Source organism: Vogesella sp. EB (genome assembly GCF_001037925.1).
Lineage (GTDB): Bacteria > Pseudomonadota > Gammaproteobacteria > Burkholderiales > Chromobacteriaceae > Vogesella > Vogesella indigofera.
This window is the reverse complement of the sequence record NZ_LFDT01000016.1, coordinates 54,417-76,934: the sequence shown is the minus strand read 5'-3', so window position 1 is coordinate 76,934 and position 22,518 is coordinate 54,417. Positions and strand designations below refer to the sequence as shown.

Sequence of the window (22,518 nt, the reverse complement as noted above, 5' to 3'; positions counted from 1 at the left end):
GCGGCGCCTGCGACGGCGGTGCCGAAGCGTCGGCCGCCACGCCATCCGCGGTGGCGGCGACCATCCCCAGCGCCACCGCCGCCGGCGCCGAGGCATCGTCTTGCGCCGGCGCCATCGCCTGCAGCGAGATCGTCAACTTGCGCAGTGGCGCCTCGTCCGGCGCGGCACTGTCGAAGGACAGCAGGCTGCCGCCGAACAGCGCCAGATGCAGCAGCAACGACAGCAGCAGCGCCAGCAATAGCGGCCACCACCGGCGCCGCCGCGCGGGCATCATCTTCAGAGTACCGGCACCTGTAGCGCCAGGCCGGCGGCGGCGGCATCGACACCGCCGATGCGGCCGTTGCGGATCTGCAGCTCGCCGGCGGCGAAGCGGCGCACCGCTTCCGGATACAGCCGGTGTTCCTGCTGCAGCACGCGTGCGGCCAAGGTGGTCTCGGTATCGTCATCCAGCACCGGCACCACCGCCTGCGCCACGATCGGGCCGTGGTCCAGCTCGGCGGTGACAAAGTGCACGGTGCAGCCCGCCACCTTGCAGCCCATGTCGATGGCGCGCTGGTGGGTATGCAGGCCCGGGAAGGATGGCAGCAGCGACGGATGAATGTTCAGCATCCGCCCCTCGTAACGCGCGGTGAACGCCGGCGTTAGAATGCGCATGAAACCGGCCAGCACCACCAGATCGGGGGCGAAGGCGTCGATCTCGGCCGCCAGCTGCGCGTCGAACGCCTCGCGGCTGGCAAACTGCTTGTGATCCAGACCGACGGTGGCGATGCCGCGCGCCGCCGCCCAGGCGAGGCCGGCGGCGTCGGGACGGTTGGCGATCACCGCGGCAATGCGGGCGCCAGGAATGTCGGCATCGACGATGGCCTGCATATTGGAGCCGCGGCCGGAGATCAGGATTACGATGTTTTTCATGTCAGCAATTCGGCTAGGTCTTGCCGGCAGCCGGTGCGCCAGCGCAGGGGCACCACCACGGGCAGGACCACATTCAATAAGTACTCGCTCGGGCTGCGCCCGAGAAATGACAAACGCCGCCAGCAGTGCCAGCGGCGCCGGTCACATCAGTTCAGGCGCTCAGGCAACCTGGGTCTGATGCTCGTCACCGTTACGCGCACGGATCACCCCGATACGCGACACGGTCTCACCCTGCTCGGTCAGGAAAGCGGCTGCGGCGTCGGCATCGGCCGCGTCCACGATCACCACCATGCCGATACCGCAGTTGAAGGTGCGATACATTTCCTGCGCATCGACATTGCCTTCGGCCTGCAGCCACTGGAACAGCTTCGGCAGCTCCCAGCTCTTGGCATCGATTTGTGCCACGGTGTTTTCCGGCAGCACGCGCGGGGTGTTTTCGGTAATGCCGCCACCGGTGATGTGGGCCATGCCCTTCACGGTCAGCTTCTCCATCAGCGCCAGCAACGGCTTGACGTAGATGCGGGTCGGCGCGATGACGGCCTGACGCAGGGTGATGTCACCTTCGAACGGCGCATCCAGATCCGGCTGCGCGCGATCGATGATCTTACGTACCAGGCTGTAGCCGTTGGAGTGCACACCGTTGGATTTCAGGCCGAGCACGACGTCGCCCGGCTTGATGTCGCGACCGGTGATGACCTTGCTCTTTTCCACCACGCCGACGGCAAAGCCGGCGAGGTCGTATTCACCCACCGGGTACATGCCCGGCATTTCGGCGGTTTCACCGCCGATCAGTGCGCAGCCCGCTTGTTCGCAACCCTGGGCAATACCCTTGATCACATCGGTGGCTTGCGGCACATCCAGCTTGCCGCAGGCAAAGTAGTCCAAGAAAAACAGCGGCTCGGCGCCCTGTACCAGAATGTCGTTGACACTCATGGCCACCAGGTCGATGCCGACGGTATCATGCTGGTTCCAGTCGAAGGCCAGCTTCAACTTGGTACCGACACCGTCCGTGCCGGAAACCAGCACCGGCTCCTTGTATTTCTTGGAGATTTCCACCAGTGCGCCGAAACCGCCGAGGCCACCGAGGACTTCGGGACGCATGGTGCGTTTGGCAAACGGCTTGATGTTTTCGACGAGCGCGTCACCGGCATCAATATCGACACCGGCATCGCGGTAACTGAGGGACGTGGTATTCAAGGTCTACTCGCTTTCTGCTAACGTGATCGTTTTCCTGCTGCGGCAAACGGGCTCTTGGCCCGAAGCGCCTGTATTTTAACTGAAAAGCTGATGGAACGCTCCCGCACAAACTATCTTCCGTGGTTGATTGTCGCTATTACCCTCGCCGGCGCGGTATGGCTGCTTGACCGGCTGTCCGCGGTGCTGACCCCGTTTGTCACCGCCATCGTGCTCGCCTACATCCTCGATCCGGCCGTCGATTACCTGCAAAAACACGGCTTATCGCGCATCTTGTCGCTTGTTTGCGTGATGTTTGCCGGATTTTTCGCCATCCTCGCGCTGCTGCTGATCGTGATCCCGATGCTGGTCAGCCAGGGCCATGCGCTGGTGGAACGGCTGCCGGCGATGGTGGATTTCATCCAACAGCAGGCGTTGCCGTGGCTGAACCAGCTGCTCGGCACCAAGCTGAGCCTGGACACGCAAAGCTGGCGCCACACGCTGAGCAGCAATACCGGCAACCTGCGCCAGCTGCTGGCCAAGCTGGCACCACAGCTGGGCTACGGCGGCGCGCTGCTGCTGTCCATGCTCGCCAACCTCAGCCTGCTGCCGGTGCTGCTGTTCTATTTCCTGCACGACTGGGACCGGATGGTGGCGCGCGTCGGCACGCTGGTGCCGCGGCGCTGGGCGCCGGAGGTTGGCCGCATCGCCCACGAGCTGGACGAAGTGCTGGGCCAGTTCCTGCGCGGCCAGCTGTCGGTGATGCTGCTGATGGCCATCATCTACGGCGGCGGCCTGGCGCTGGTGGGACTGGAATCCGGCCTTGCCATCGGCATCGTTGCCGGCCTGCTGGTGTTCATCCCCTATGTCGGCGCCTTTCTTGGCCTGCTGCTGGCGACACTGGCCGCCATCCTGCAGTACAACGGCTTCAGCGGTCTCGTGCTGGTGTGGAGCGTGTTCGTGGTCGGCCAGACGCTGGAAAGTTTCCTGATCACGCCCTACCTGGTGGGCGAACGCATCGGCCTGTCGCCGGTGACGGTGATCTTCGCGCTGATGGCGTTCGGCGAGCTGATGGGCTTCGTCGGCGTGCTGCTGGCCCTGCCGCTGGCGGCCATCAGCGTGGTGCTGGCGCGTTATCTGGTGCAGCGTTATTTCAACAGCGGCTTTTATCAGCGTAAAATCGATTCCTGACTCTATTTAGAACCTTGCCGCATGTTGGATCAGCTCGTCCTCGACCTCAGCCCCACGCCCCTGCCCGGGTTTGACAACTTTCTTGCCCAGCGCAACAGCGAAATCATCGCCGCGCTGACCGCGGAAGGCGGGGAGCGCTTCGTCTACCTGTGGGGCGAACCCGGCTGCGGCAAGACCCACCTGCTGCAGGCGTGGATCGCCCACGCCGAGCTGCTCGGCCGCGCCTCGATCTACCTCGACGCCAAGCACGAGCAGCTGCCCGACTTCGCCCGCGAGGCCAGCTTCATCGCCGTCGACCATGTCGACGAACTGGCACCGGACGACCAGATCATGCTGTTCTCGATCTACAACTCGCTGAAGGAAAGCGGCGAAGGCCGCCTGCTGATGGCCGGACACCAGCCGCCGATGCAGGCGCCGGTACGCGACGACCTGCGCACCCGCCTCGGCTGGGGCCTGGTGTTCGAAGTCAAGGCGCTGTCCGACGACGACAAGCTGGCGGCGCTGCGCCATCACGCCGCCGAGCGCCAGCTGGCCATCGGCGACGACGTATTCCGTTACCTGCTCACCCACTGGCGCCGCGACCTGGCCAGCCTGATCGGCATGCTGGACATGCTCGACCGCTACTCGCTGGCCATGCGCCGCCCGATCACGGTGCCGCTGGTCAAGAACGTGTTACAAACCGCCCCTACCGAAAGCTGAAACACCATGAATCTTGCCCTGTTTGACCTGGACAACACCCTGATCATTGGCGACTCCGACAGCGAATGGCCGAAATTCCTGATCAAACGCGGCATCCTCGACGCCGAGCACCACGCGCGGCAGAACGACTACTTCTACGAGCAGTACAAGGCCGGCACGCTGGACATCTACGAATTCCTCGACTTCCAGCTGGCGCCGCTGACCCGCTTCTCGCGCAGCGAGCTGGACACCCTGCACGCCGCTTACATGGAGGAGCACATCAAGCCCATCATCCCGCAAAAGGCGCGCGCGCTGCTGGCGGCGCACTTTGCCCAGGGTGACGAGGTAATGATCATCACCGCCACCAACCGCTTCATCACCGGCCCCATCGCCCGAGAACTGGGCGTGGAACACCTGATCGCGGTGGAGCTGGAAGAAGACGACAGCGGCAACTTCACCGGCAAGCCGAGCGGCACCCCCAGCTTCCAGGCCGGCAAGATCACCCGTCTCAACGAATGGTTGGCCGCACGCGGCGAAACGCTGGACAGCTACGACAAGGTGTTCTTCTACAGTGACTCGCGCAACGACCTGCCGCTCTTGTCCATCGTCAGCAACCCGGTGGCGGTCGATGCCGACGACACCCTGAAGGCGCACGCCGAAGCCCATGGCTGGCCAGTGATCACCCTGCGCGACTGACACACCACGGAGCCAGCATGCCGATCGACACTTTCCGTACCGCCACCAGCGACGATGCCGACGCCATCGCCGATCTCGTCAACCGTGCCTACCGCCCGCCCGCCGGCGCGGCCGGCTGGACGCATGAAAGCGAACTGGTCGCCGGCGCGCGGATCGATGCCGCGCAAGTACGACTCACGCTGGCGCAAGACGACTCCCACATCCTGCTGGGGCTGCAGCAGGCGCGGCTGTGTGCCTGCGTCAATGTGGTCGCGGACGGCGACGGCTGCTATATCGGCATGCTGGCGGTCGACCCGGCAATCCAGGCCGGCGGGCTGGGCAAGCAGATGCTGGCCCACGCCGAACAGTTCGCTCGGCAGCACTTCCAGGCAAGCTACTGCCACATGACGGTGCTGTCGGCACGGCCGGAGCTGCTGGCCTACTATCTGCGCCGCGGCTACCACCAGACCGGCGAGTACCAGCCCTTCCCGCATGACGCCAACGCCGGCACGCCACTGCGCGCCGACCTGCAGATCGAAGTGCTGCGCAAAACCCTGACCGACTGAATCGAGGGCGCCTGATGGACCAACTCGAAGCCTTTCTCGCCCGCGCCGAAGCGATGCTGGCACGACTGGAGCCGCTGCTGCCGCCGGCGGTGCCGGCCACCGACTGGAGCGCGCCGGCGTTCCGCTGGCGTCGCCTCGGCGCCAGCGCCTGGCTGGAGGCCATCCACCAGCCGCACAGCGTGGCGCTGGACGAGCTGATCCATATCGAACGCCAGAAGCAGCGCCTGCTACGCAACACCGAACAATTCCTCGCCGGTCGCCCGGCCAACAACGTGCTGCTCACCGGCGCGCGCGGCACCGGCAAATCGTCTCTGATCAAGGCGCTGCTGGGCCAGTACGCGGCACAGGGCCTGCGCGTGATCGAGGTCGACAAGGCGCAGCTGCCTGACCTCGCGCAGATCGTCGATGCCGTCGCGGCGCGGCCGGAACGCTTCATCCTGTTCTGCGACGACCTGTCGTTCGAGGAAGGCGAAGACAGCTACAAGGCGCTGAAATCGGCGCTGGACGGCGGTCTCAGCCGCCGTGCGGCCAACCTTCTGGTGTACGCCACCTCCAACCGCCGTCACCTGATGCCGGAAAAGGCCAGCGAGAACCGCGAAGGCTGGCTCAAGGACGGCGAGATCCATCCCGGCGAAACCACCGAGGAAAAAGTGTCGCTGTCCGACCGTTTCGGGCTGTGGCTGTCGTTCTACCCGTTCGACCAGGACGCCTATCTTTCCGCCGTGGCCGGCTGGCTGGCGCACTTCGGCCTCAAGCACGGCAAGCACAGCGAACGCGCCGCGCTGCAGTGGAGCCAGCTGCGCGGCAGCCGCTCCGGCCGGGTGGCATACCAGTTTGCCTGCGACTGGGCCGGGCGCAGCAGCAAGGAGCGCCGCGCCGAGTGAGCCACTTGCCGATTGCCGGGCTGTCCCCTAGTCTTGAGCGCGGACCGCGCGACGTATGCAACGCAATGCGGGCGCCGCGCGGTAAAAATGCACGGCGCTTGCCGCGATGCAATATCATGTCAGCGATCCGGCGCCGGCGGGCCCGCACGCTGCCGCCGCCCGAGACCCTGCGCCAGTGCGCAGCCGAACAACCATCCTCACCGCCCCATTTCAGGAAGTCTTGCTTATGAATGTCATCATTGGTTATGTGATCACGCTGGGCTGTATCTTCGGCGCCTACATTGTTCACGGCGGGAACATGACGGTGATCATCAAGGCGCTGCCTACCGAGATGCTGGCGATTCTGGGCGGCGCCATCGGCGCCTTCGTGGTCAGCAACCAGGGCAAGACGCTGAAAGCGGTCAAGGCCGCGCTGCCGGGCGCGTTCAAGGGCTCCAAGTACACCAAGGCACGCTACATGGAGCTGCTGTCGCTGCTGTACGAGATCATGGTCAAGATCCGCAAGGAAGGCCTGATGGCGATCGAGAACGACGTCGAGCACCCGCACGACAGCCCGCTGTTCAGCAAGTATCCGAACATCGCCAACGACCACCACGTGATCGAATTCCTCACCGACTACCTGCGCATCATGGTGTCCGGCAACCTCAACGCCTTCGAGATCGAGAACCTGATGGACAACGAGATCGAAACCCACCACCACGAGGCGGCGATGCCGGCGTCGGCGGTGACCAAGCTGGGCGATGCGCTGCCGGCCTTCGGTATCGTGGCGGCGGTGCTGGGCGTGGTCAACACCATGGGCTCGGTCGGCCAGCCGCCGGCCATTCTCGGTGGCATGATCGGCAGTGCGCTGGTCGGCACCTTCCTCGGCATTCTGCTGGCCTACGGCGTGGTGTCGCCACTGGGTTCGCTGCTGGAACAGAAGGTCGAGGACAGCACCAAGGAATTCCAGTGCATCAAGACCACGCTGCTGGCCAGCCTGCAAGGCTATGCGCCGCAAAGCGCGATCGAATTCGGCCGCAAGGTGCTGTACTCCACCGAACGCCCGTCGTTCAACGAGCTGGAGCAGCACGTCAAAGGCGCCAAATGATCCGGCTAGCCCGCCGCGCCGCCGCTGCCTGTCAGCGGCGGCGTTTTGCATGCCGCCGTTCCCCATTGCAACTTCCTGTCTGGCATACCGATCATGTCTGAATCCAAACCTATCATTTCCGTTGTCGCCGGCGCGCTGATGCACGCCGACGGCAGCTTCATGCTCGGCAGCCGGCCGGCCGGCAAACCCTACGCCGGCTACTGGGAATTCCCCGGTGGCAAGGTCGAGCCCGGCGAAACACCGCTGGCCGCGCTGGTGCGCGAATTCCGCGAGGAAATGGGTATCGGGGTCAGCCACGCCACGCCGTGGCTGACGCGCACCCACCACTACGAACACGCCTCAGTGCACCTGCGCTTCTTCCGCATCTGGGCGTGGCAAGGTACGCCGCAGCCGCACGAAGGGCAGTCCTTTGCCTGGCAGACACCGGGCCATCACAGCGTCACGCCGATGCTGCCGGCCAACGACCCGGTGCTGCGCTCGCTGCAGCTGCCGGACGTGCTGCAGATCAGCTGCGTCGGCGAATGCGGCCGCGACCACACGCTGGAAGTGTTGGCGCAACGCGACAATCCTGGCTGGGTCATCGTGCGCGAGCCGCAAAAGAGCCGCGAACAGCTGGCCGACTTTGTCGCCGAAGTGGCCGACATCGTCCACCCCAAGGGCGGCAAGCTGCTGGTCAACACCGATCCGGCATGGATCAAGGGCTGGCCGGTGGACGGCCTGCACCTGAGCAGCCAAAGGTTGGCCGCACTGGACGAGCGGCCGCCGCATCTGGCCTGGGTCGGCGCCTCGGCGCACAGCCGCGCGGAACTGGCGCGTGCCGCGGCACTCGGCCTCGACTACGCGCTGCTCGGCCACGTGCAGCCCACCGCCAGCCACCCGCAACAGGCGGCACTGGGCTGGGACGGCTTTGCCCGCCTGCTGCAGGATGAAATCCCGCTGCCGGTCTTCGCCATCGGCGGTCTGCAGGCGGCGGATCTGGATACGGCCCGCCAGCATAGCGCGCACGGCATCGCGCTGATGCGGGGGGCGTGGCAATGAAGGCACTCAGCCGCAGGCAATGGCAGTTCATCGCGCTGGCACTGCTGGTGTTCGCCGCGCTCAAGGTGGCGCTGATCAGCTGGTATCTGCAGCAGCGCCAGCCGGCGGCGCCGGCCGTCACCAGCGTCAGCTGCAGCGCGCTGCAACAGGGCTGTGCGCTGCCGGACGGCAGCGTGCTGCGCTTTGTCGACGGCCCGCGCCAGCGCAGCCCGTTCACGCTGACGCTGAGCAAGCAAGGCAGCGAGGCGCCGACGGCGGAATTCTCGATGCGGGACATGGACATGGGCTTCAACCGCTACCGCTTCGTCGATGGCGGCGGCCACTGGCAGGCCAAAGTCACGCTGCCGGCCTGCGTCACCGGCAGCGCGGACTGGCTGCTGGACCTGCACCATGACGGACACATCTACCGCATCGCCTTCCGCGCCAGCTAGCGCCGCCGCCCGGTTCTGCTACCGCGGCGGCCTGACACGCCGCGGCCTGCCGGCGGCAACCGCGACGGCGGATCCGGACAGCCCATCGGAACAGGTATTGCGCGGCATTACCGTGGCAAACGGCCCTGCAGGAAAGCGCCTGCCAGGGCCGTTTTTCACAGGCCATCGCCGCAGCAGGCCGGCATCCGCGATAACCGCCACATACAAGCATCCTTGAGCTGGCACATCCCTTGCTAAGTACTACCCTGCTCCACGGAGCGACAGGTGTTGTTCTTCGTTTATCGCGTGGTCCGATCGACCAAACGCTCGGTTGACGAAGTTTTTTTGCACAATAGTGGTGCAGCAAAGCCACCCGAATTGGTGCAATGCGCCAATTCGGGGCTTCTTTTCCGGATAGTCACGCGGCGTCGGCACGACGACGTGCAAGGTTAGATAGAGGGAGAACCAGAACGGCTCAGCCGTCATCTCAACAAGGCAAGGTTGGCCGCAAGCGATTGCGGCCAACCTTTTCCTTTTTGGGGCCGCCGCCACACCGGGCGGCAGCGCACCCTCAGGATGGCTGCTCGCCCACCAGGTAGCGCTTGCTCATCTGGCGGAACAGCTCGGTGCCGGACACCTGCAGCGCCTCGAACAGCACCATCTCGCGCGTCACCAGCACCGCGCCGGCATCGCGCATGCGCTGCAGGCCGACGTCGCGGTCGATCTGGCTTCGGCTGGACACCGCGTCCGCTACCACGAACACCTGCTTGCCGTGGGCCAGCAGCTCCAGCACCGTCTGCAGCACGCAGACATGGGTCTCCATGCCACACACCACCACCTGCGGCCGCTGCAGCAGCTCCGGCGGCAGGCACTGGCTGGCGACGCAGGAGAAGTGCAGCTTGCTCACCACCGCGGCACCCGGCGCCGCCGCCAGCAGCGACGGCGCGGTATGCCCCAGCCCCTGCGGATACTGCTCGGAAAACACCACCGGCAGCCCGACATCGTGTGCCGCCGCAATCAGCCAGCGGCAGCGCGCCAGCATCCCCTCGGCATCCAGCACCGCCGGCAGCAGTTTTTCCTGGATGTCCACCACCAGCAGGGTGGCCCGTTCCTTGTCGATCAGCATGATTTCTCCTCCATGGCTGCAAACAGCTTAACCGCTTGCCATAAACAAGGGCAAACCCCTGATGGGAAAGCGTTTGTGTTGTGGCAACATCGGGGCTGACCCAGAACAGAACAGGCCGGCCGCGGCCACACGGAGAGTCTCATGCTGCAAGGTGCCTATCGCGAATTCCATCAACGCATCCTGGAAGTGCTGCCCGCGCGCCGGGTGTTCAGCGACCCGCTGTCGACGCTGGCCTACGGCACCGATGCCTCCTGTTACCGGCTGACGCCGAAGATCGTCATCAAGACCGAGAACGAGGACGAGGTGCGCGCCATCCTGCGCGAAGCAGCTAGCCTGCAGCTGCCGGTCACCTTCCGTGCCGCCGGTACCTCGCTGTCCGGCCAGGCGGTCAGCGACTCGATCCTGGTGGTGGCCAGCCACGGCTGGAAAGGCCTGCAGGTGCTGGATGACGGCGCCGCCATCCGCTTGCAACCGGGGGTGATCGGCGCCGAGGCCAATGCCGCGCTGCTGCCCTACGGCCGCAAGATCGGCCCGGATCCTGCCACCATCAACTCCGCCATGATCGGCGGTATCGTCAACAACAACTCCAGCGGCATGTGCTGCGGCACCGCCGAGAACAGCTACCAGACGCTGAAGTCGCTGCGCCTGCTGCTGGCCGACGGCACGCTGCTGGACAGCGGCGACGCCGCCAGCGTGGCGGCGTTCCGCGTCAGCCACGCCGGCCTGCTGGCACAGTTGGCCGCCCTGCGCCAGCGCGTACTGGCCGATGCCGAGCTGGCGGCCAGGATCCGCCGCAAGTACAAGATGAAGAACACCACCGGCTACAGCCTGAACGCGTTGCTGGATTTTGCCGACCCGCTGGAGATGCTGACGCACCTGCTGGTGGGCAGCGAAGGCACGCTGGCCTTCGTGTCCGAGGTCACCTACCACAGCGTGGTGGAACACCCGCACAAGGCATCGGCGCTGGTGTTCTACGACAGCATCAAGGCCGCCTGCGACGCGATTGCCATCCTGGCGCAGCACAAGGACGTGGTGTCGTCCGCCGAGCTGCTGGACCGTGCCAGCCTGAAATCGGTGGAGAATAAGGCCGGGGTGCCGGAGTTCATCAAGACGCTGGGGCCGGACGCCGCCGCCATCCTGATGGAAACCCGCGCCGCCAGCCCGGAGGCGATTGCGGCCAACGTGGCGGCCATCAGCGGCTTTATCCAGCACATCGCCACCGAAACCGGCATCCGCTTCACCAGCGACGTGGCCGAGTACACCCAGTACTGGAACATCCGCAAGGGCATGTTCCCCAGCGTGGGAGCGATGCGCGCCGCCGAGACCACGGTGATCATCGAGGACGTCGCCTTCCCGATCGAGCATCTGGCCGAGGGCACGCTGAAGCTGCAGGCGCTGTTCAAGCAGTTCCACTACGACGAGGCGATCATTTTCGGCCACGCACTGGAAGGCAACCTGCACTTCGTGTTCACCCCCAACTTCAGCGGTGCGGAGGAAATCGCCCGCTACGAGGCGTTTATTGACGCGGTGTGCCAGCTGGTGGCGGTGGAATACGAAGGCGCGCTGAAGGCCGAGCACGGCACCGGCCGCAATATGGCGCCGTTCGTGGAGCTGGAATGGGGCGCCACCGCCTATCGCCTGATGCAGGAGATCAAGGCGCTGTTCGACCCGCAGGGCATCCTCAACCCGGACGTGATCATCACCCACGACAAACAGCTGCACGTGCGCGACCTGAAGCCGATCCCGGCGGCCAACCCGCTGATCGACAAGTGCATCGAATGCGGCTTCTGCGAGGTGATGTGCCCCAGCCGCGCCATCACCCTCACCCCGCGCCAGCGCATCGTCGCCAACCGCGAGATGGCGCTGCTGGAAAAACAGGGCGACAGTGAGCGGCTGGCCGAGCTGCGCGACGCCTACCAGTACGCCGGCGATGAAACCTGTACCACTTGCGGGCTGTGCGAAACCGCCTGCCCGGTGGGCATCAACACCGGCAGTCTGACCAGCCTGATCCGCGAGGCGCAGCTGTCCGACATCGGCTGGGCCACCGCCAACACCCTGGCCGACAACTTCGCCACCGCCGCCAGCGGCGCCAGGCTGGGGCTGAAGGCGCTGGACACCCTGCACGCGGTGGCTGGAGACACCGCCACCGGCGCCATCATGCGCGGCCTGCGCAAGGTGGTTGGCCGCAAGATTCCGCGCTGGACGCCATACTTCCCGCGTGCCGCCGGCAAGCTGCAGCTGGCCACTGGCCAGACCGGCAGCGCGCGCAAGGTGGTGTACCTGCCGTCGTGCCTGACCCGCACCTTCGTGCCTTCCGCCAAGGCACCGGACGCGCGGCCGCTGAACGAAGTGGTGGCCTCGGTGCTGAACAAGGCCGGCTACCAGCTGCTGTACCCGGACAATCTGGCCAACCTGTGCTGCGGCACGCCATTCAAGTCCAAGGGCGCCAGCGAGGCGGCGCAGAAGATAATCAACGAAGTGGAAGCCGCGCTGCTGGCCGCCAGCGACAACGGCCGCTGGCCGGTGCTGATCGACAACGGCGTGTGCACCGCGGCGCTGCTGGACGGGGTGCAGGATAAGCGACTGCGCATTGTGGACGTGACCACGTTTGTGCAAGAGGAAGCCGCGCAATACCTGCAGTTCAGTCCGCAGGACGAGACGGTGGCGCTGCACGTGGTGTGCTCGATGCGCAAGAAAGGCCAGTCCGCCACCCTCAACGCGCTGGCCAGACGCTGCGCCAGCACGGTGATCGAGCCGGCCGGCATCACCTGCTGCGGCTTTGCCGGCGACAAAGGCTTCAGCCACCCGGAGCTGAACGAAAGTGCGCTGACCGGGCTGAAACAACAGGTTGCCGGCTGCGGCGGCGGCTTCTCCACCAGCGCCACCTGCGAGATCGGCCTGTCCAGCCACAGCGGCATCCCCTACCAGCACCTGATGGTGCTGGTGGATCGCGCGACGCAGCCGCGACGCTAGGCGACACCGCCCCGCCTGCCCGTGCCGCCCGCAACGTTGGCCGCACGGGCAGTTGTCACCACGCCCATCCTCATGGCATGGTGGCTACCTTGGGTGCGGCCAACCGCTGTCGCGCCCGGTAATCGCGAAAGCCGCCCATGCACTACCAGATCCGCCGCCTCGCCCCGACCGATGCCGCCGCCCTGCACCGCCTGCGTACCAGCCCCGGCGTGGTGCGCAATACCCTGCAGCAGCCGTTCCAGTCGCTGGCCAGCGTGCAGCAATTACTGGACAACTTCCCGCCTCATATCCACGCGCTGGTGGCCTGCACGCCGGATGGCGAACTGGTGGGCTGCGGCGGCCTGCATCTGGCCATCCCACCACGGCGCCGCAATACAGCGCTGCTGTTCCTGATGGTGCGCGACGACTGGCAAGGCAAGGGCGTGGGCGGTGCACTCATGCGCGCGCTGCTGGACTATGCCGACAACTGGCTGGATCTCAAGCGCATTGAGCTGGATGCGGTGCACGACAACCACGGCGCCATCGCGCTGTATGAACGCTACGGTTTCGAGCACGAGGGCGTGGCACGCGGCTTCAACCTGCGTGAAGGCGTGTACCAGGATGCGGTGCTGATGGCGCGCTTGCGCTTTCGCCCCGGCGAGCATGCGGCCAGCACCAGGCCCGCCGAACCCGCCACCCGGCCCGCACCGCGGCAGGACAGACCGCGCCAGCTGTTCCACCTGCGCCACAGCGAGCTGGACGACGCAGCCGGCGTGGCCGCGCTGATGGCGCACGATAGCGTGCAGGCCAATACCCTGCAGCTGCCCTACCCGGACGAAAACGCCTGGCGGCAGCGCCTGAGCGACTGCAAGTACAGCCTGGTGGCGGAAGCGGCGGATGGCAGCATCGTCGGTAATGCCGCCATCTGGCAACCCAGCGACAACCCGCGGTTGGGCCACATCGCCGAGCTGGGCATCATCGTGCACCCGGCGCAGCACGGCCAGGGCGTGGGCAGTGCGCTGCTGCAGGCGCTGCTGGGGCAGGTCAGCGACTACCTGCCCTATCGCCGGCTGCAGCTGAAAGTGTTCTGCGACAACGCGCCGGCCATCGCGCTGTATGAAAAATACGGCTTTGCCCGCGAAGCCACGCTGCGCGGCGACAGCCTGCGCCATGGCGGCTATCACGACAGCCTGCTGATGGCGCGGGCAGTCAAGTAGCCATGCGCACGCGCAGCCTGCGTCGCCTCGCCGCCTATCTATGGGCGGCACCCTGCTCACTGCTAGGCCTGTTGCTGGCCTTGCCGCTGCTGCTGTGCGGCGCTCGTGCCAGCCGGCAGCACGGCGCGCTGGAAATCGCGCTGTGGCCGGATGACAAAGTGCGACGCCTGCCGTTTGCCGCCATCACCTTCGGCCACGTGATCATCGGCCAGAACAGGCAGCTGCTGGCACGGCTGCGCGCACACGAACAGGTGCATGTGCGCCAGTACCAGCGCTGGGGCGTGCTGCTGTTGCTGGCCTACCCCGCCGCCAGCCTGTGGCTGTGGCTGCGCGGCAAGCGGCCGTACCGGGACAACCCGTTCGAGGTGGAAGCGCGCCGGCTGGGGGACGGGCAACGGGATTGATACGGTCGGCGGTGACTGCGGCCAACGTTGGCCGCAAAACAAAAGCCCCGCGCGGGCGGGGCCATTCTGCAGCAGACGGTATCGGTCTAGCGTTTGCCGAAGTGATACGGCGACAGCTTGTAGTACGGGTTCAGCGGATGCCAGCCGGACAGCACCTTGCCACCGTGAAAACGCGGCCGGATCGCGCCGCTGACAAAGGCCAGCACGCCACCAAACAGCGGAAAAACAAAAAATAATAACAATACTGCAGCAATTACCAGTTCCATCATCGCGCCCTCCATTGATCTGTTGGCATTATGCGCCAACACAGGCAAACGGGCGTTCGAGAACAGGACATTGACGTTGTGCAATGCGACATAACACGGCTTCGCCGGCAGGCGGCCATGAAAAAAGCCGCCCGAGGGCGGCTTTTCTGTGTTGCGGGCAGTGCTGTCTTGCTTAAACGGCAGGAACAACCACAACCTTGATCGCAACCACAACGTCGTGGTGCAGAGCGATTTCAACGTCGTACTCGCCGATGGCCTTCAGCTGGCCGTTTGGCAGACGAACTTCGAAACGCTTGATGGCAACGCCGGAAGCAGTAACCGCTTCAGCGATGTCAACGTTGGTCACGGAGCCGAACAGGCGACCGTCAACACCGGCTTTTTGCGCGATGGTAACAGTAGCTTCGTTCAGTTTTTCAGCGCGGACTTTGGCGTCTGCCAGAATTTCAGCCTGTTTGGCTTCCAGCTCGGCACGGCGAGCTTCGAATTCTTTCAGGTTGGCTTCAGTTGCACGCTTGGCTTTGCCTTGCGGGATCAGGAAGTTACGGGCGTAGCCGTTCTTCACGTTTACCACGTCACCCAGGGTACCCAGGTTGGCGACTTGTTCGAGCAGAATGATTTGCATCTTGTCGGTCCTTTCCCGGTCTTAGTGCTGGTCAGTGAATGGCAGGAAAGCCAGGAAGCGCGCGCGCTTGATAGCTTCTGTCAGTTGACGCTGGTAGCCAGCCTTGGTGCCGGTGATACGAGCCGGGATGATTTTGCCGTTTTCGGCGATGAAGTCCTTCAGCAGATCGACAGACTTGTAGTCGATTACTTTGATGCCTTCCGCGGTGAAGCGGCAGAACTTCTTGCGCTTGAAGAGTTGACGTGCCATTTGATTAACCTTTTACAAATTCAACGTGTTCGATATGCAGAACCAACCGGGGATTACGTAAACTGCGCTGACTGAGAAAACCGGTGCACTGCACCACATTTCCTGCCATCTTTCCTGCCATCTTTCTGGCGCCCTCCCCCAGCAACACGGCCTGTATTTCACAGACCACATCACGTTCAAGGTTGGCCGCACTCTGGCGGGATTGATGTCTGAGCCACATTTCCAGCACCGGCAAGCCGGCGGGCGTGCATCTCAGCGAGTCTTCGCGTTCGACCGTAGCGGTCAGTTCAATTCGGTTCTGCAAGGATCCGTTACCTGCCAATTAGGCAGAAACTTCAGCCTCGGCTGCAGCTGCCTGGTTTTCCAGCAAGCTCTTCGCCTTTTCGTCCTTCATCATCGGGGATGCTTCGGTGATAGCGTGATTCATCTTGATGGTCAGGTGACGCAGAACGGCGTCGTTGAACTTGAAGGCGTGTTCGATTTCAGCCAGAGTCTCGGTAGCGCATTCAACGTTCATCAGCACGTAGTGAGCTTTGTGAACTTTCTGGATCGGGTAAGCCAGTTGACGACGGCCCCAGTCTTCCAGACGGTGAATCTGACCGCCAGCGTTCAGGACCATGCCCTTGTAACGCTCGACCATGGCGCCAACCTGTTCGCTCTGATCCGGATGGACGATGAACACGATTTCGTAGTGCCGCATGTGAACTCCTTGTGGCTATAAAACCCTTCGTCATGCGTAATAGCGAAGGGCAAGGGTTAAAAGCTGAAGATTGTACGGACTTATGTGCCGTGCTGCAATGTCGCGGCACGTATTGCGCGCTTTTGCCATGCCATCTGTGGCAAAGCGCTCAGCCGATCACGTCGAAACCGGCGTTTTCGATGGCGCTGCGCAGCGCGCCCTCGTCGGCATTGCCGTCGTGCTGCACGCTGACGCGCTTGCTGGCGAGATCGACCTCCACCTCGGCCACACCGGGCACGCCGGCCAGCGCCTTCTTGACGCTGTTGGCGCAGCCGCCGCAGGTCATGCCGTCGACAGTCAGGATCAGGTTTGCCATATCGTTCTCCAGTTCAGATGGTGTGCGTTAACGCATTTTCTTGAGCAGGGCCATCACCTCGGCGATGGCCTCGTCGCTGTTGCCGGCGCTGACCGCGCGCGACACACAGCCCTTGAGGTGGCTTTCCAGCAGCTGCTGCGCCACCGCGTCCAGCGCCGAGCGCGCGGCGGCGATCTGGGTCAGCACGTCGACGCAGTAGCGGTCGGCGTCGATCATGCCGGCCACGCCGCGCACCTGCCCTTCCAGCCGCGCCAGCCGTTTCAGCAGCGCCGCCTTGTCCGGCTGCACCACGCGCTTGTCGCTGCAGCAGTCATGTTGAGAGTCGTCCATGGCTTACCTCGGCAAAAAATCGATTTGCGCCATCATGCCCTGGTCTTCGTGCTCCAGGATGTGGCAGTGATACATGCGCAGGCCGGGCAGCGCCTGCACGAAGCGCAAGCGCACCATCTCGCCGGCCGGCACGTTGACCACGTCGCGCCAGGCGAGAAAGGGCTCGTCTTCCCAGATGCCGTCCACGCTGCGTGCCAGCACCTGGAACTGGGTGCCGTGCAGGTGGAAGGGATGGTCCATGTGCGCGTCGGCCACCACTTCCCACTCCTCGATGCGGCCAACCTCGCCGGTGCCGTCGATGCGGTGCATGTCGTAGCTGCGGCCGTTGATCAGGAACGGCGCGCGGGCATCGGCCATGTTTTCCGACAGCACGATGCGGCGGCGGTGGCCGGGCGTACCCAGCGGCGCGATGTCTCGCAGCGTGGCCGGCAGCGCCAGGGTTGGCCGCATGCCATGCTCGACGACGCTGGCTAGCGTCTCGTCCTGCGTCTGTTCCGCGTGCATGCGCTTGCCGCGCACATAGGGCTGACTGATGAGGCCGGCCGGCTTGCCGGCGTGAAAACGGCCGGTGACCACCACTTCGGCGCGTTCACCCGGCGACAGCAGCAGGCTGTCGATGTCGCGCGGCGCGGCCAGCAGGCCGCCGTCGCTGCCGACCAGCTGCAGCTCGTGCGCCGGCAGCGCCAGCTTGATGATGCGGCTGCTGCTGGCGTTCCAGATGCGCCAGCGCTGGCGCTCGCCGCGGCCCAGCGCGATCTGCGGCTGCCACGCACCGTTGATCAGCAGGAACTGGCCTTCGCGGCCGTCGTGCAGATCGGCCATGTCGTTGGCCGCAATCTGGCCGTTGTCGTCCAGCTTGAGATCGGACAGCAGCAGGTGTTTTTCCGGCAGGTGGCGCAGCGGATCGCGCTTGCTGCGGATGATGACGGCGCCGGCCAGGCCGCGGTAGGCCTGTTCCGCGGTATGGCCGTGCGGATGCGGGTGATACCAGTAGCTGCCGGCGCAATCGTCCGGCAGGCGGAAGCGATAGTGGCGGCTGCCGCCGGGTGGCACCGGGTCGTGCGGGTTGCCGTCCTGCGCCGGCGGCACCGGCATGCCGTGCCAGTGGATGGTGGTCGGCTGCGGCAGCCGGTTGTCGAAGGCAAGCTCGACTTCATCGCCCTCCCACAGCTCCAGCAGCGGGCCGGGCACGCTGTCGTTGTAAGCCCAGAACGCAGTGCGGCGCTGGTCACCCCACAAGGCCACCGATACCGGTGCGGCGCGCAGACGGCCGGAAAACTGCCCGGCAACGGCAGCCTGGTTGGCCAGCGGCTGCAAGGCCGGCAACGGCTCGCCGCGCGGCAGGCTCGGGCCGCTGCCGCTCCTGGCGGCGGCGGCTGGCGCCATGCTGTGGCCCATGGCGGCGTGATCCACGGCGGCGTGATCGGGCGCGGTACTGTCGGCCCACGCGCCACGGCTGACAAACGGCAGGCCGGCCAGCACACTGCCGGCCCGCAGGAAAAAGCGACGCTCCATGACTGGCTCCTGTTCAATGGCCACTATCTTATACCCCCATAAGGTATATAGGCAATGACCGTGCGCGCGGCGACAAGTTCGGGCGTGCGGCAGACCAGCATGCAAGACAAGGCAATAAAAAAGCCGCAACGCTTGCACGTTGCGGCCAACCTTGTCACGCGCGGCGCGCGGCTTACGACGCCTTCAGCACCCGCTGGCGGCGGCTTTCGCTGAGCACCATGCCGGCGGACACCGACACGTTCAGGCTCTCGACGGTGCCGAACATCGGGATCGACACCAGCACGTCGCAGTGTTCGCGCGTCAGGCGGCGCATGCCCTCGCCCTCGGCCCCCATCACCCACGCCAGCGGGCCGCTGCCGTCGAAGTGGTACAGGTCGGTGCTGCCTTCCATGTCGGTGCCGGCGATCCACACCCCGGCGTCCTTCAGGTCGCGCAACGTGCGCGCGAGGTTGGTGACGGTGATGTAGGGCACCACCTCGGCGGCGCCGCAGGCTACTTTCGATACCGTCGCGTTCAGCGTCGCGGAGCGGTCCTTCGGCGCGATCACCGCGTGCGCGCCCATCGCGTCGGCCACGCGCAGGCAGGCGCCGAGGTTGTGCGGGTCGGTGACGCCGTCAAGGATCAGCAGCAGCGGCGGCTCGGACAGGTTTTCCAGCACGTCGTCGAGGGTGACGAAGTTCTGGTTGGCGTCGATCATCGCCACCACGCCCTGATGGCGCGCCTTGCCGGTCATGCTGTCCAGGCGTTCCTTGTCGACGATGTGCGCTTTCACGCCCTCGGCGGCGGCTTTCTCCAGCACCGCCTGCGCGCGCACGTCCTGACGGCCGCCGGCCAGAAAGATTTCCAGTACGCTTTTCGGGTTTTGCCACAGGCGGGCATTGACGGCATGGAAGCCGTGAATGAGTTTCTTGTTGCTCATGAGGCATCACCAGTAAAAATCAAGCGCGCATTGTAGCGCTTTATTCGCCCGCGCATGACAGCCGTGCTCAGGCCAGACTGGCCTGGCAGCGCTGCTGGTGCTTGAGCAGCCAGCCGGCAAGGTTGGCCGCCGGCAGCGGCTTGCTGAAGTAGTAGCCCTGCAGGATGGCACAGCCGTTGAGGCGCAGGAAGGCGCCCTGCTCCGCGGTCTCCACGCCTTCGGCGATCACGGTGTAGTGCAGCTTGCGCGCCATGGCGATGATGGCCTCGGTGATGGCGGCACTGTCCTCGTCGCCGGGCAGGCCCTCGATGAAGGAGCGGTCGATCTTCAGATAGTCCAGCGGGAAGCGCTTCAGGTTAGACAACGAAGAGTAGCCGGTGCCGAAGTCGTCGATCGACAGCTTCACCCCCAGCGCCTTCAGCTCGCCCAGCAGCAGCACCGCTTCCTGCGGATTCTGCATCAGCATGCTCTCGGTAATTTCCAGATCCAGCCGCGCCGGCTCCAGCCCGGTGTTGGCCAGCACCTCGGCCACGTCGTGCAGCAGGCTCTGCTGTTCGAACTGGCGCGCCGACAGGTTGACCGCCAGCCGCGGAATGGCCAGCCCCTGCGCATCCCACGCCATCATCTGGCGACAGGCCTCGCGCAGCACCCAGGCGCCGATCGGCTTGATCAGCCCGGTTTCCTCCGCCAGCGGGATGAAGCGCGCCGGCGACACCAGCCCCAGATGCGGATGGCGCCAGCGGATCAGCGCCTCGACCCCGAGCAACTGGTGATCGTCGCCGGCCACCTGTGGCTGGTAGTGCAGCTCGAACTCGCCGCGCTCCAGCGCCTGGCGCAGGCCGCTTTCCATCAGCAGCCGCTCGAAGGTCTGCGCATTCATCTGCGCGTCGAAGAACTGGTAGGTGTTCTTGCCGGCTTCCTTGGCACGGTACATCGCGGCGTCGGCATTCTTCAGCAGTGCGACGGCGTCGACACCGTCGTTGGGGTAGACGCTGATGCCGATGCTGCCGCTGACGAATACCTCGTGGCTTTCCACCCGCATCGGCCGCGCCAGCGCGTGCAGCACCTCTTCCGCCATCCGTGCCAGCGTCTCGTGGTTGTCGAAATCGCGCACCAGCAGGGTGAATTCGTCGCCGCCGAGGCGCGCCACCATGCCGAAACGCTCCGCCGCCTGCAGCAGGCGCGCCGCGATCTCGTGCAGCACCTCGTCGCCGGCCTGGTGGCCGAAGGAGTCGTTGATCAGCTTGAAACGGTCGAGGTCGATGAACATCAGCGCCATGGTCGGCAGCGCCTCGTCCGGGCTGGCGATGGCGCTGTCCAGCGCCTCGATCAGCGCCGAGCGGTTCGGCAGCCGCGTCAGCGGGTCGTGGCTGGCGAGGAACTGCAGCCGGTCTTCCGCCTGCTTGCGGCCGGTGATGTCGGAGAACACGCCGACGTAGTGCGACAGCGCGCCGTGACCGTCGCGCACCGCGCTGATCGACAGCTCGGCGGTGTACGGCTCGCCGCACTTGCGGCGGTCGAACATCTCGCCCTTCCAGAAGCCCTGCTGGTTGAGGGCGTCGATCAGCGGCTTGTTGCGCTCGCGGTTGGCGGTTTTCAGCATGCGCGAGGTGCGGCCGATGGCCTCGTCGGACGCAAAGCCGGTGATGCGGGTAAAGGCCTTGTTGACCATCACCACCGCGCCGTCGCCGTCGGTGACCAGGATGCCTTCGGTGGCGTTGTCGAATACCGTTGCGGCCAACCTCAGCTCGGCGCTGGCCGCCACGCGCTCGGAAATGTCCATCACCACGCCGATGATCGCCTTCTTGCCCTGGTAGTCGAACAGCCGGCTGTGGATCTCGACATCGACGATGTCGCCGCTCTGGTGCAGCAGCCGCGTGGTGTAGTGCATCACCAGGATGTTCTCGCGCATGCGGCGGCGGATCTGCTGGCGGATGCGCTCGTCCTCGCCGGCCACCAGCACCGAGGTGATCGAGCGGCCGAGCAAGTCCTCCGCCGCGTAGCCGACCAGGTCGGACAGCTTGGGATTGACGTAGACCAGGGTGTCGCCCTGCACGATGTAGATGCCGATCAGCGACTGCTCCACCACCGCGCGGTATTTCTCCATCGCCTCGTGGCGCTGGCGCTCTTCTTCCTCGCGCTGGCTGATATCGACCGAGATGCTGCCGACGCCGGCCGGCAGGCCGTCGCTGTCGAACAGCGGGAACACGCTGGACAGCATCAGGTAGTGCTTGCCGCCGCTGCTGATGCGCTGCTCGAACTGGCGCGACTCCAGGCTGTGCATCACCTGCTGATCATGACTGTTGATGCGGGCCGCCTCGTCGGCGTCGAACACGTCGCGCGAGGTCTTGCCCTTGAAGTGCTCGGCCGGCAGGCCGAACAGGCGGGCAAAGTTGAGGTTCACCAGCAGGTAGCGGCCGTTGGTGTCCTTCAGCGTCATCAGGCTGGTGCTCTGGTTGAGCAGGGATTCGAACTGCGCGCGCACGTCGCGCAGCAGGCGTTCGCGGCGACGGTAGAGATCGCCCATCACCGCCACGCCGCACAGCAGGCCGGCGCACAGCGCCATGGTCAGCGCCGCCTGGGTGTCGTGCAGCACGGCCCAACCCGGCACACCGAGGCGCAAGGGCAGCGACAGCAGCAGCAATCCCAGCGCCAGCAGCCCGCTCTGGCCGACGCTGCCGTAGCGCGGCGCGGCGAACACCAGCAGCGGCAGCAACAGGATCAGGCTGTACAGCAGCTGCGGCTGGCCAAACGGCAACCACAGCAGCGCAAAGCCGCCGGCCATCAGCGCGCCCAGCCACAGCGTGCGCAGCTGCATCGCGCTGCTCGGCGCCGGCGTGAACAGCAGACCGCAGAACAGCAGCAGCGACAGCCACGCCAGCGCAAACCAGCCCAGCCACTGCAGCGGCGGCGCCATTGACGCCACTGCCAGCGGCAGCACGATCAACAGCGCCGGCAGACACAGGCGCAGCATCAGGCGCTCAATGCCGAAGGCGCTATACAGGCGGAAATGGCGCGGTGGCAGCACCTGGCGCAACACCAGCAGCGGCAGGCACAGCGTGGCGCTCCACAGCAGCGCCGGCAGCGGCGGCAACAGCCAAAACGCGGCGGCGGCGCCCAGCGCACACCAGGCCAGCCCGGCGCGCAGGCCGGCACTGCCGGCGCGCCACGCCAGCGCCCCGTGCGACAGGAACATCGCCGGCAACAAGGGCGCGGCCAACTGCACGGGCCACGCATAAATGCCGGCCA

The 22,518-nt window shown here is 65.4% G+C and carries 24 protein-coding genes and 1 pseudogene; 11 read left to right on the top strand and 14 right to left on the bottom strand.

All coding sequences use genetic code 11. The annotated features are described in order from the left end of the window. The 3 genes and pseudogenes from ACG97_RS10850 to purM all read right to left on the bottom strand — a co-directional run. Positions 1–274: pseudogene (locus tag ACG97_RS10850) on the bottom strand (DUF3108 domain-containing protein); the annotation flags it as partial. A gap of 2 nt (positions 275–276) precedes the next feature. After that, positions 277–912, bottom strand: a complete 636-nt coding sequence (purN, locus tag ACG97_RS10845) for a phosphoribosylglycinamide formyltransferase (protein ID WP_047967373.1) — start codon at positions 910–912, stop codon at positions 277–279. 159 nt (positions 913–1,071) lie between these two features. After that, entirely contained in the window at positions 1,072–2,109 is a 1,038-nt protein-coding gene (gene purM / locus ACG97_RS10840; protein WP_047967372.1) for a phosphoribosylformylglycinamidine cyclo-ligase, read from the bottom strand. Between the two features lie 87 nt (positions 2,110–2,196). Between purM and ACG97_RS10835 the strand changes: the two genes are divergently transcribed. The 8 genes from ACG97_RS10835 (at position 2,197) to ACG97_RS10800 (ending at position 8,635) form a co-directional block, all read left to right on the top strand. Beyond that, positions 2,197–3,276 carry an AI-2E family transporter gene (locus ACG97_RS10835; RefSeq protein WP_369793041.1) on the top strand — a complete coding sequence of 360 codons (1,080 nt, stop codon included), beginning with the start codon at positions 2,197–2,199 and terminating at the stop codon, positions 3,274–3,276. A gap of 21 nt (positions 3,277–3,297) precedes the next feature. Next, positions 3,298–3,975 (top strand): DnaA regulatory inactivator Hda, encoded by a 678-nt coding sequence (gene hda, locus ACG97_RS10830; RefSeq protein ID WP_082133732.1) that lies wholly within the window; start codon positions 3,298–3,300, stop codon positions 3,973–3,975. 6 nt (positions 3,976–3,981) lie between these two features. After that, a complete protein-coding gene (locus tag ACG97_RS10825) occupies positions 3,982–4,650 on the top strand; it encodes an HAD family phosphatase (RefSeq protein ID WP_047967370.1) in 669 nt (222 codons plus the stop codon). A 17-nt stretch (positions 4,651–4,667) separates the two neighbouring features. Further along, complete coding sequence (locus tag ACG97_RS10820) at positions 4,668–5,195, top strand: GNAT family N-acetyltransferase (RefSeq protein ID WP_047967369.1); 528 nt, start codon at positions 4,668–4,670, stop codon at positions 5,193–5,195. A gap of 14 nt (positions 5,196–5,209) precedes the next feature. After that, the gene (locus ACG97_RS10815) at positions 5,210–6,079 is read left to right on the top strand and encodes an ATP-binding protein (RefSeq protein WP_047967368.1); all 870 of its coding nucleotides are present in this window, start codon (positions 5,210–5,212) and stop codon (positions 6,077–6,079) included. A 226-nt stretch (positions 6,080–6,305) separates the two neighbouring features. Then, positions 6,306–7,166, top strand: a complete 861-nt coding sequence (gene motA, locus ACG97_RS10810; RefSeq protein WP_047967367.1) for a flagellar motor stator protein MotA — start codon at positions 6,306–6,308, stop codon at positions 7,164–7,166. A 93-nt stretch (positions 7,167–7,259) separates the two neighbouring features. Continuing rightward, positions 7,260–8,204, top strand: coding sequence for a Nudix family hydrolase (locus tag ACG97_RS10805; protein WP_047967366.1), 945 nt, complete (start codon positions 7,260–7,262; stop codon positions 8,202–8,204). Then, positions 8,201–8,635 (top strand): hypothetical protein, encoded by a 435-nt coding sequence (locus ACG97_RS10800; RefSeq protein ID WP_047967365.1) that lies wholly within the window; start codon positions 8,201–8,203, stop codon positions 8,633–8,635. The genes ACG97_RS10805 and ACG97_RS10800 overlap by 4 nt, the downstream gene beginning before the upstream one ends. A gap of 550 nt (positions 8,636–9,185) precedes the next feature. Here ACG97_RS10800 and ACG97_RS10795 read toward each other — a convergent pair. Further along, positions 9,186–9,740, bottom strand: a complete 555-nt coding sequence (locus tag ACG97_RS10795) for a hydrolase (RefSeq protein WP_047967364.1) — start codon at positions 9,738–9,740, stop codon at positions 9,186–9,188. Positions 9,741–9,881: 141 nt separating this feature from the next. Between ACG97_RS10795 and ACG97_RS10790 the strand changes: the two genes are divergently transcribed. The 3 genes from ACG97_RS10790 (at position 9,882) to ACG97_RS10775 (ending at position 14,313) form a co-directional block, all read left to right on the top strand. Further along, positions 9,882–12,713 (top strand): FAD-binding and (Fe-S)-binding domain-containing protein, encoded by a 2,832-nt coding sequence (locus ACG97_RS10790; RefSeq protein ID WP_047967363.1) that lies wholly within the window; start codon positions 9,882–9,884, stop codon positions 12,711–12,713. A 137-nt stretch (positions 12,714–12,850) separates the two neighbouring features. Then, positions 12,851–13,909, top strand: a complete 1,059-nt coding sequence (locus ACG97_RS17280) for a GNAT family N-acetyltransferase (protein WP_082133731.1) — start codon at positions 12,851–12,853, stop codon at positions 13,907–13,909. Positions 13,910–13,911: 2 nt separating this feature from the next. After that, positions 13,912–14,313, top strand: a complete 402-nt coding sequence (locus ACG97_RS10775) for a hypothetical protein (RefSeq protein WP_047967362.1) — start codon at positions 13,912–13,914, stop codon at positions 14,311–14,313. Positions 14,314–14,399: 86 nt separating this feature from the next. Here the strand turns inward: ACG97_RS10775 and ACG97_RS18055 are convergent, their stop codons facing one another. The 10 genes from ACG97_RS18055 to ACG97_RS10730 all read right to left on the bottom strand — a co-directional run bounded on the left by ACG97_RS18055 (position 14,400) and on the right by ACG97_RS10730 (position 22,495). Continuing rightward, positions 14,400–14,768, bottom strand: a complete 369-nt coding sequence (locus tag ACG97_RS18055; protein ID WP_238377317.1) for a hypothetical protein — start codon at positions 14,766–14,768, stop codon at positions 14,400–14,402. Then, positions 14,752–15,201, bottom strand: a complete 450-nt coding sequence (rplI, locus tag ACG97_RS10765) for a 50S ribosomal protein L9 (protein ID WP_047967361.1) — start codon at positions 15,199–15,201, stop codon at positions 14,752–14,754. Before rplI ends, ACG97_RS18055 begins: the two co-directional genes overlap by 17 nt. A gap of 21 nt (positions 15,202–15,222) precedes the next feature. Beyond that, positions 15,223–15,450 carry a 30S ribosomal protein S18 gene (gene rpsR, locus ACG97_RS10760; RefSeq protein WP_047967360.1) on the bottom strand — a complete coding sequence of 76 codons (228 nt, stop codon included), beginning with the start codon at positions 15,448–15,450 and terminating at the stop codon, positions 15,223–15,225. A 4-nt stretch (positions 15,451–15,454) separates the two neighbouring features. After that, positions 15,455–15,754, bottom strand: coding sequence for a primosomal replication protein N (priB, locus tag ACG97_RS17275; protein WP_082133736.1), 300 nt, complete (start codon positions 15,752–15,754; stop codon positions 15,455–15,457). Positions 15,755–15,772: 18 nt separating this feature from the next. Continuing rightward, positions 15,773–16,150 carry a 30S ribosomal protein S6 gene (gene rpsF, locus ACG97_RS10755; protein ID WP_047967359.1) on the bottom strand — a complete coding sequence of 126 codons (378 nt, stop codon included), beginning with the start codon at positions 16,148–16,150 and terminating at the stop codon, positions 15,773–15,775. A gap of 148 nt (positions 16,151–16,298) precedes the next feature. Continuing rightward, a complete protein-coding gene (locus ACG97_RS10750) occupies positions 16,299–16,505 on the bottom strand; it encodes a heavy-metal-associated domain-containing protein (RefSeq protein WP_047967358.1) in 207 nt (68 codons plus the stop codon). A 27-nt stretch (positions 16,506–16,532) separates the two neighbouring features. After that, entirely contained in the window at positions 16,533–16,835 is a 303-nt protein-coding gene (locus tag ACG97_RS10745; protein ID WP_047967357.1) for a metal-sensitive transcriptional regulator, read from the bottom strand. Positions 16,836–16,838: 3 nt separating this feature from the next. Beyond that, on the bottom strand, positions 16,839–18,350 hold the full coding sequence (locus ACG97_RS10740; RefSeq protein ID WP_047967356.1) for a multicopper oxidase family protein: 1,512 nt from the start codon (positions 18,348–18,350) through the stop codon (positions 16,839–16,841). Between the two features lie 172 nt (positions 18,351–18,522). Beyond that, positions 18,523–19,269, bottom strand: coding sequence for a 23S rRNA (guanosine(2251)-2'-O)-methyltransferase RlmB (gene rlmB / locus ACG97_RS10735; protein WP_047967355.1), 747 nt, complete (start codon positions 19,267–19,269; stop codon positions 18,523–18,525). 67 nt (positions 19,270–19,336) lie between these two features. Further along, positions 19,337–22,495, bottom strand: coding sequence for an EAL domain-containing protein (locus ACG97_RS10730; RefSeq protein WP_238377316.1), 3,159 nt, complete (start codon positions 22,493–22,495; stop codon positions 19,337–19,339). Between the last annotated feature and the right edge of the window lie 23 nt (positions 22,496–22,518).

Coding starts and splice junctions, on each gene's coding strand:
- purN (WP_047967373.1), bottom strand. CDS start 912: ATGAAAAACATCGTAATCCTGATCTCCGGCCGCGGCTCCAATATGCAG.
- hda (WP_082133732.1), top strand. CDS start 3,298: ATGTTGGATCAGCTCGTCCTCGACCTCAGCCCCACGCCCCTGCCCGGG.
- ACG97_RS10825 (WP_047967370.1), top strand. CDS start 3,982: ATGAATCTTGCCCTGTTTGACCTGGACAACACCCTGATCATTGGCGAC.
- ACG97_RS10820 (WP_047967369.1), top strand. CDS start 4,668: ATGCCGATCGACACTTTCCGTACCGCCACCAGCGACGATGCCGACGCC.
- ACG97_RS10815 (WP_047967368.1), top strand. CDS start 5,210: ATGGACCAACTCGAAGCCTTTCTCGCCCGCGCCGAAGCGATGCTGGCA.
- motA (WP_047967367.1), top strand. CDS start 6,306: ATGAATGTCATCATTGGTTATGTGATCACGCTGGGCTGTATCTTCGGC.
- ACG97_RS10805 (WP_047967366.1), top strand. CDS start 7,260: ATGTCTGAATCCAAACCTATCATTTCCGTTGTCGCCGGCGCGCTGATG.
- ACG97_RS10800 (WP_047967365.1), top strand. CDS start 8,201: ATGAAGGCACTCAGCCGCAGGCAATGGCAGTTCATCGCGCTGGCACTG.
- ACG97_RS10795 (WP_047967364.1), bottom strand. CDS start 9,740: ATGCTGATCGACAAGGAACGGGCCACCCTGCTGGTGGTGGACATCCAG.
- ACG97_RS10790 (WP_047967363.1), top strand. CDS start 9,882: ATGCTGCAAGGTGCCTATCGCGAATTCCATCAACGCATCCTGGAAGTG.
- ACG97_RS17280 (WP_082133731.1), top strand. CDS start 12,851: ATGCACTACCAGATCCGCCGCCTCGCCCCGACCGATGCCGCCGCCCTG.
- ACG97_RS10775 (WP_047967362.1), top strand. CDS start 13,912: ATGCGCACGCGCAGCCTGCGTCGCCTCGCCGCCTATCTATGGGCGGCA.
- rplI (WP_047967361.1), bottom strand. CDS start 15,201: ATGCAAATCATTCTGCTCGAACAAGTCGCCAACCTGGGTACCCTGGGT.
- rpsR (WP_047967360.1), bottom strand. CDS start 15,450: ATGGCACGTCAACTCTTCAAGCGCAAGAAGTTCTGCCGCTTCACCGCG.
- rpsF (WP_047967359.1), bottom strand. CDS start 16,150: ATGCGGCACTACGAAATCGTGTTCATCGTCCATCCGGATCAGAGCGAA.
- ACG97_RS10750 (WP_047967358.1), bottom strand. CDS start 16,505: ATGGCAAACCTGATCCTGACTGTCGACGGCATGACCTGCGGCGGCTGC.
- ACG97_RS10745 (WP_047967357.1), bottom strand. CDS start 16,835: ATGGACGACTCTCAACATGACTGCTGCAGCGACAAGCGCGTGGTGCAG.
- ACG97_RS10740 (WP_047967356.1), bottom strand. CDS start 18,350: ATGGAGCGTCGCTTTTTCCTGCGGGCCGGCAGTGTGCTGGCCGGCCTG.
- rlmB (WP_047967355.1), bottom strand. CDS start 19,269: ATGAGCAACAAGAAACTCATTCACGGCTTCCATGCCGTCAATGCCCGC.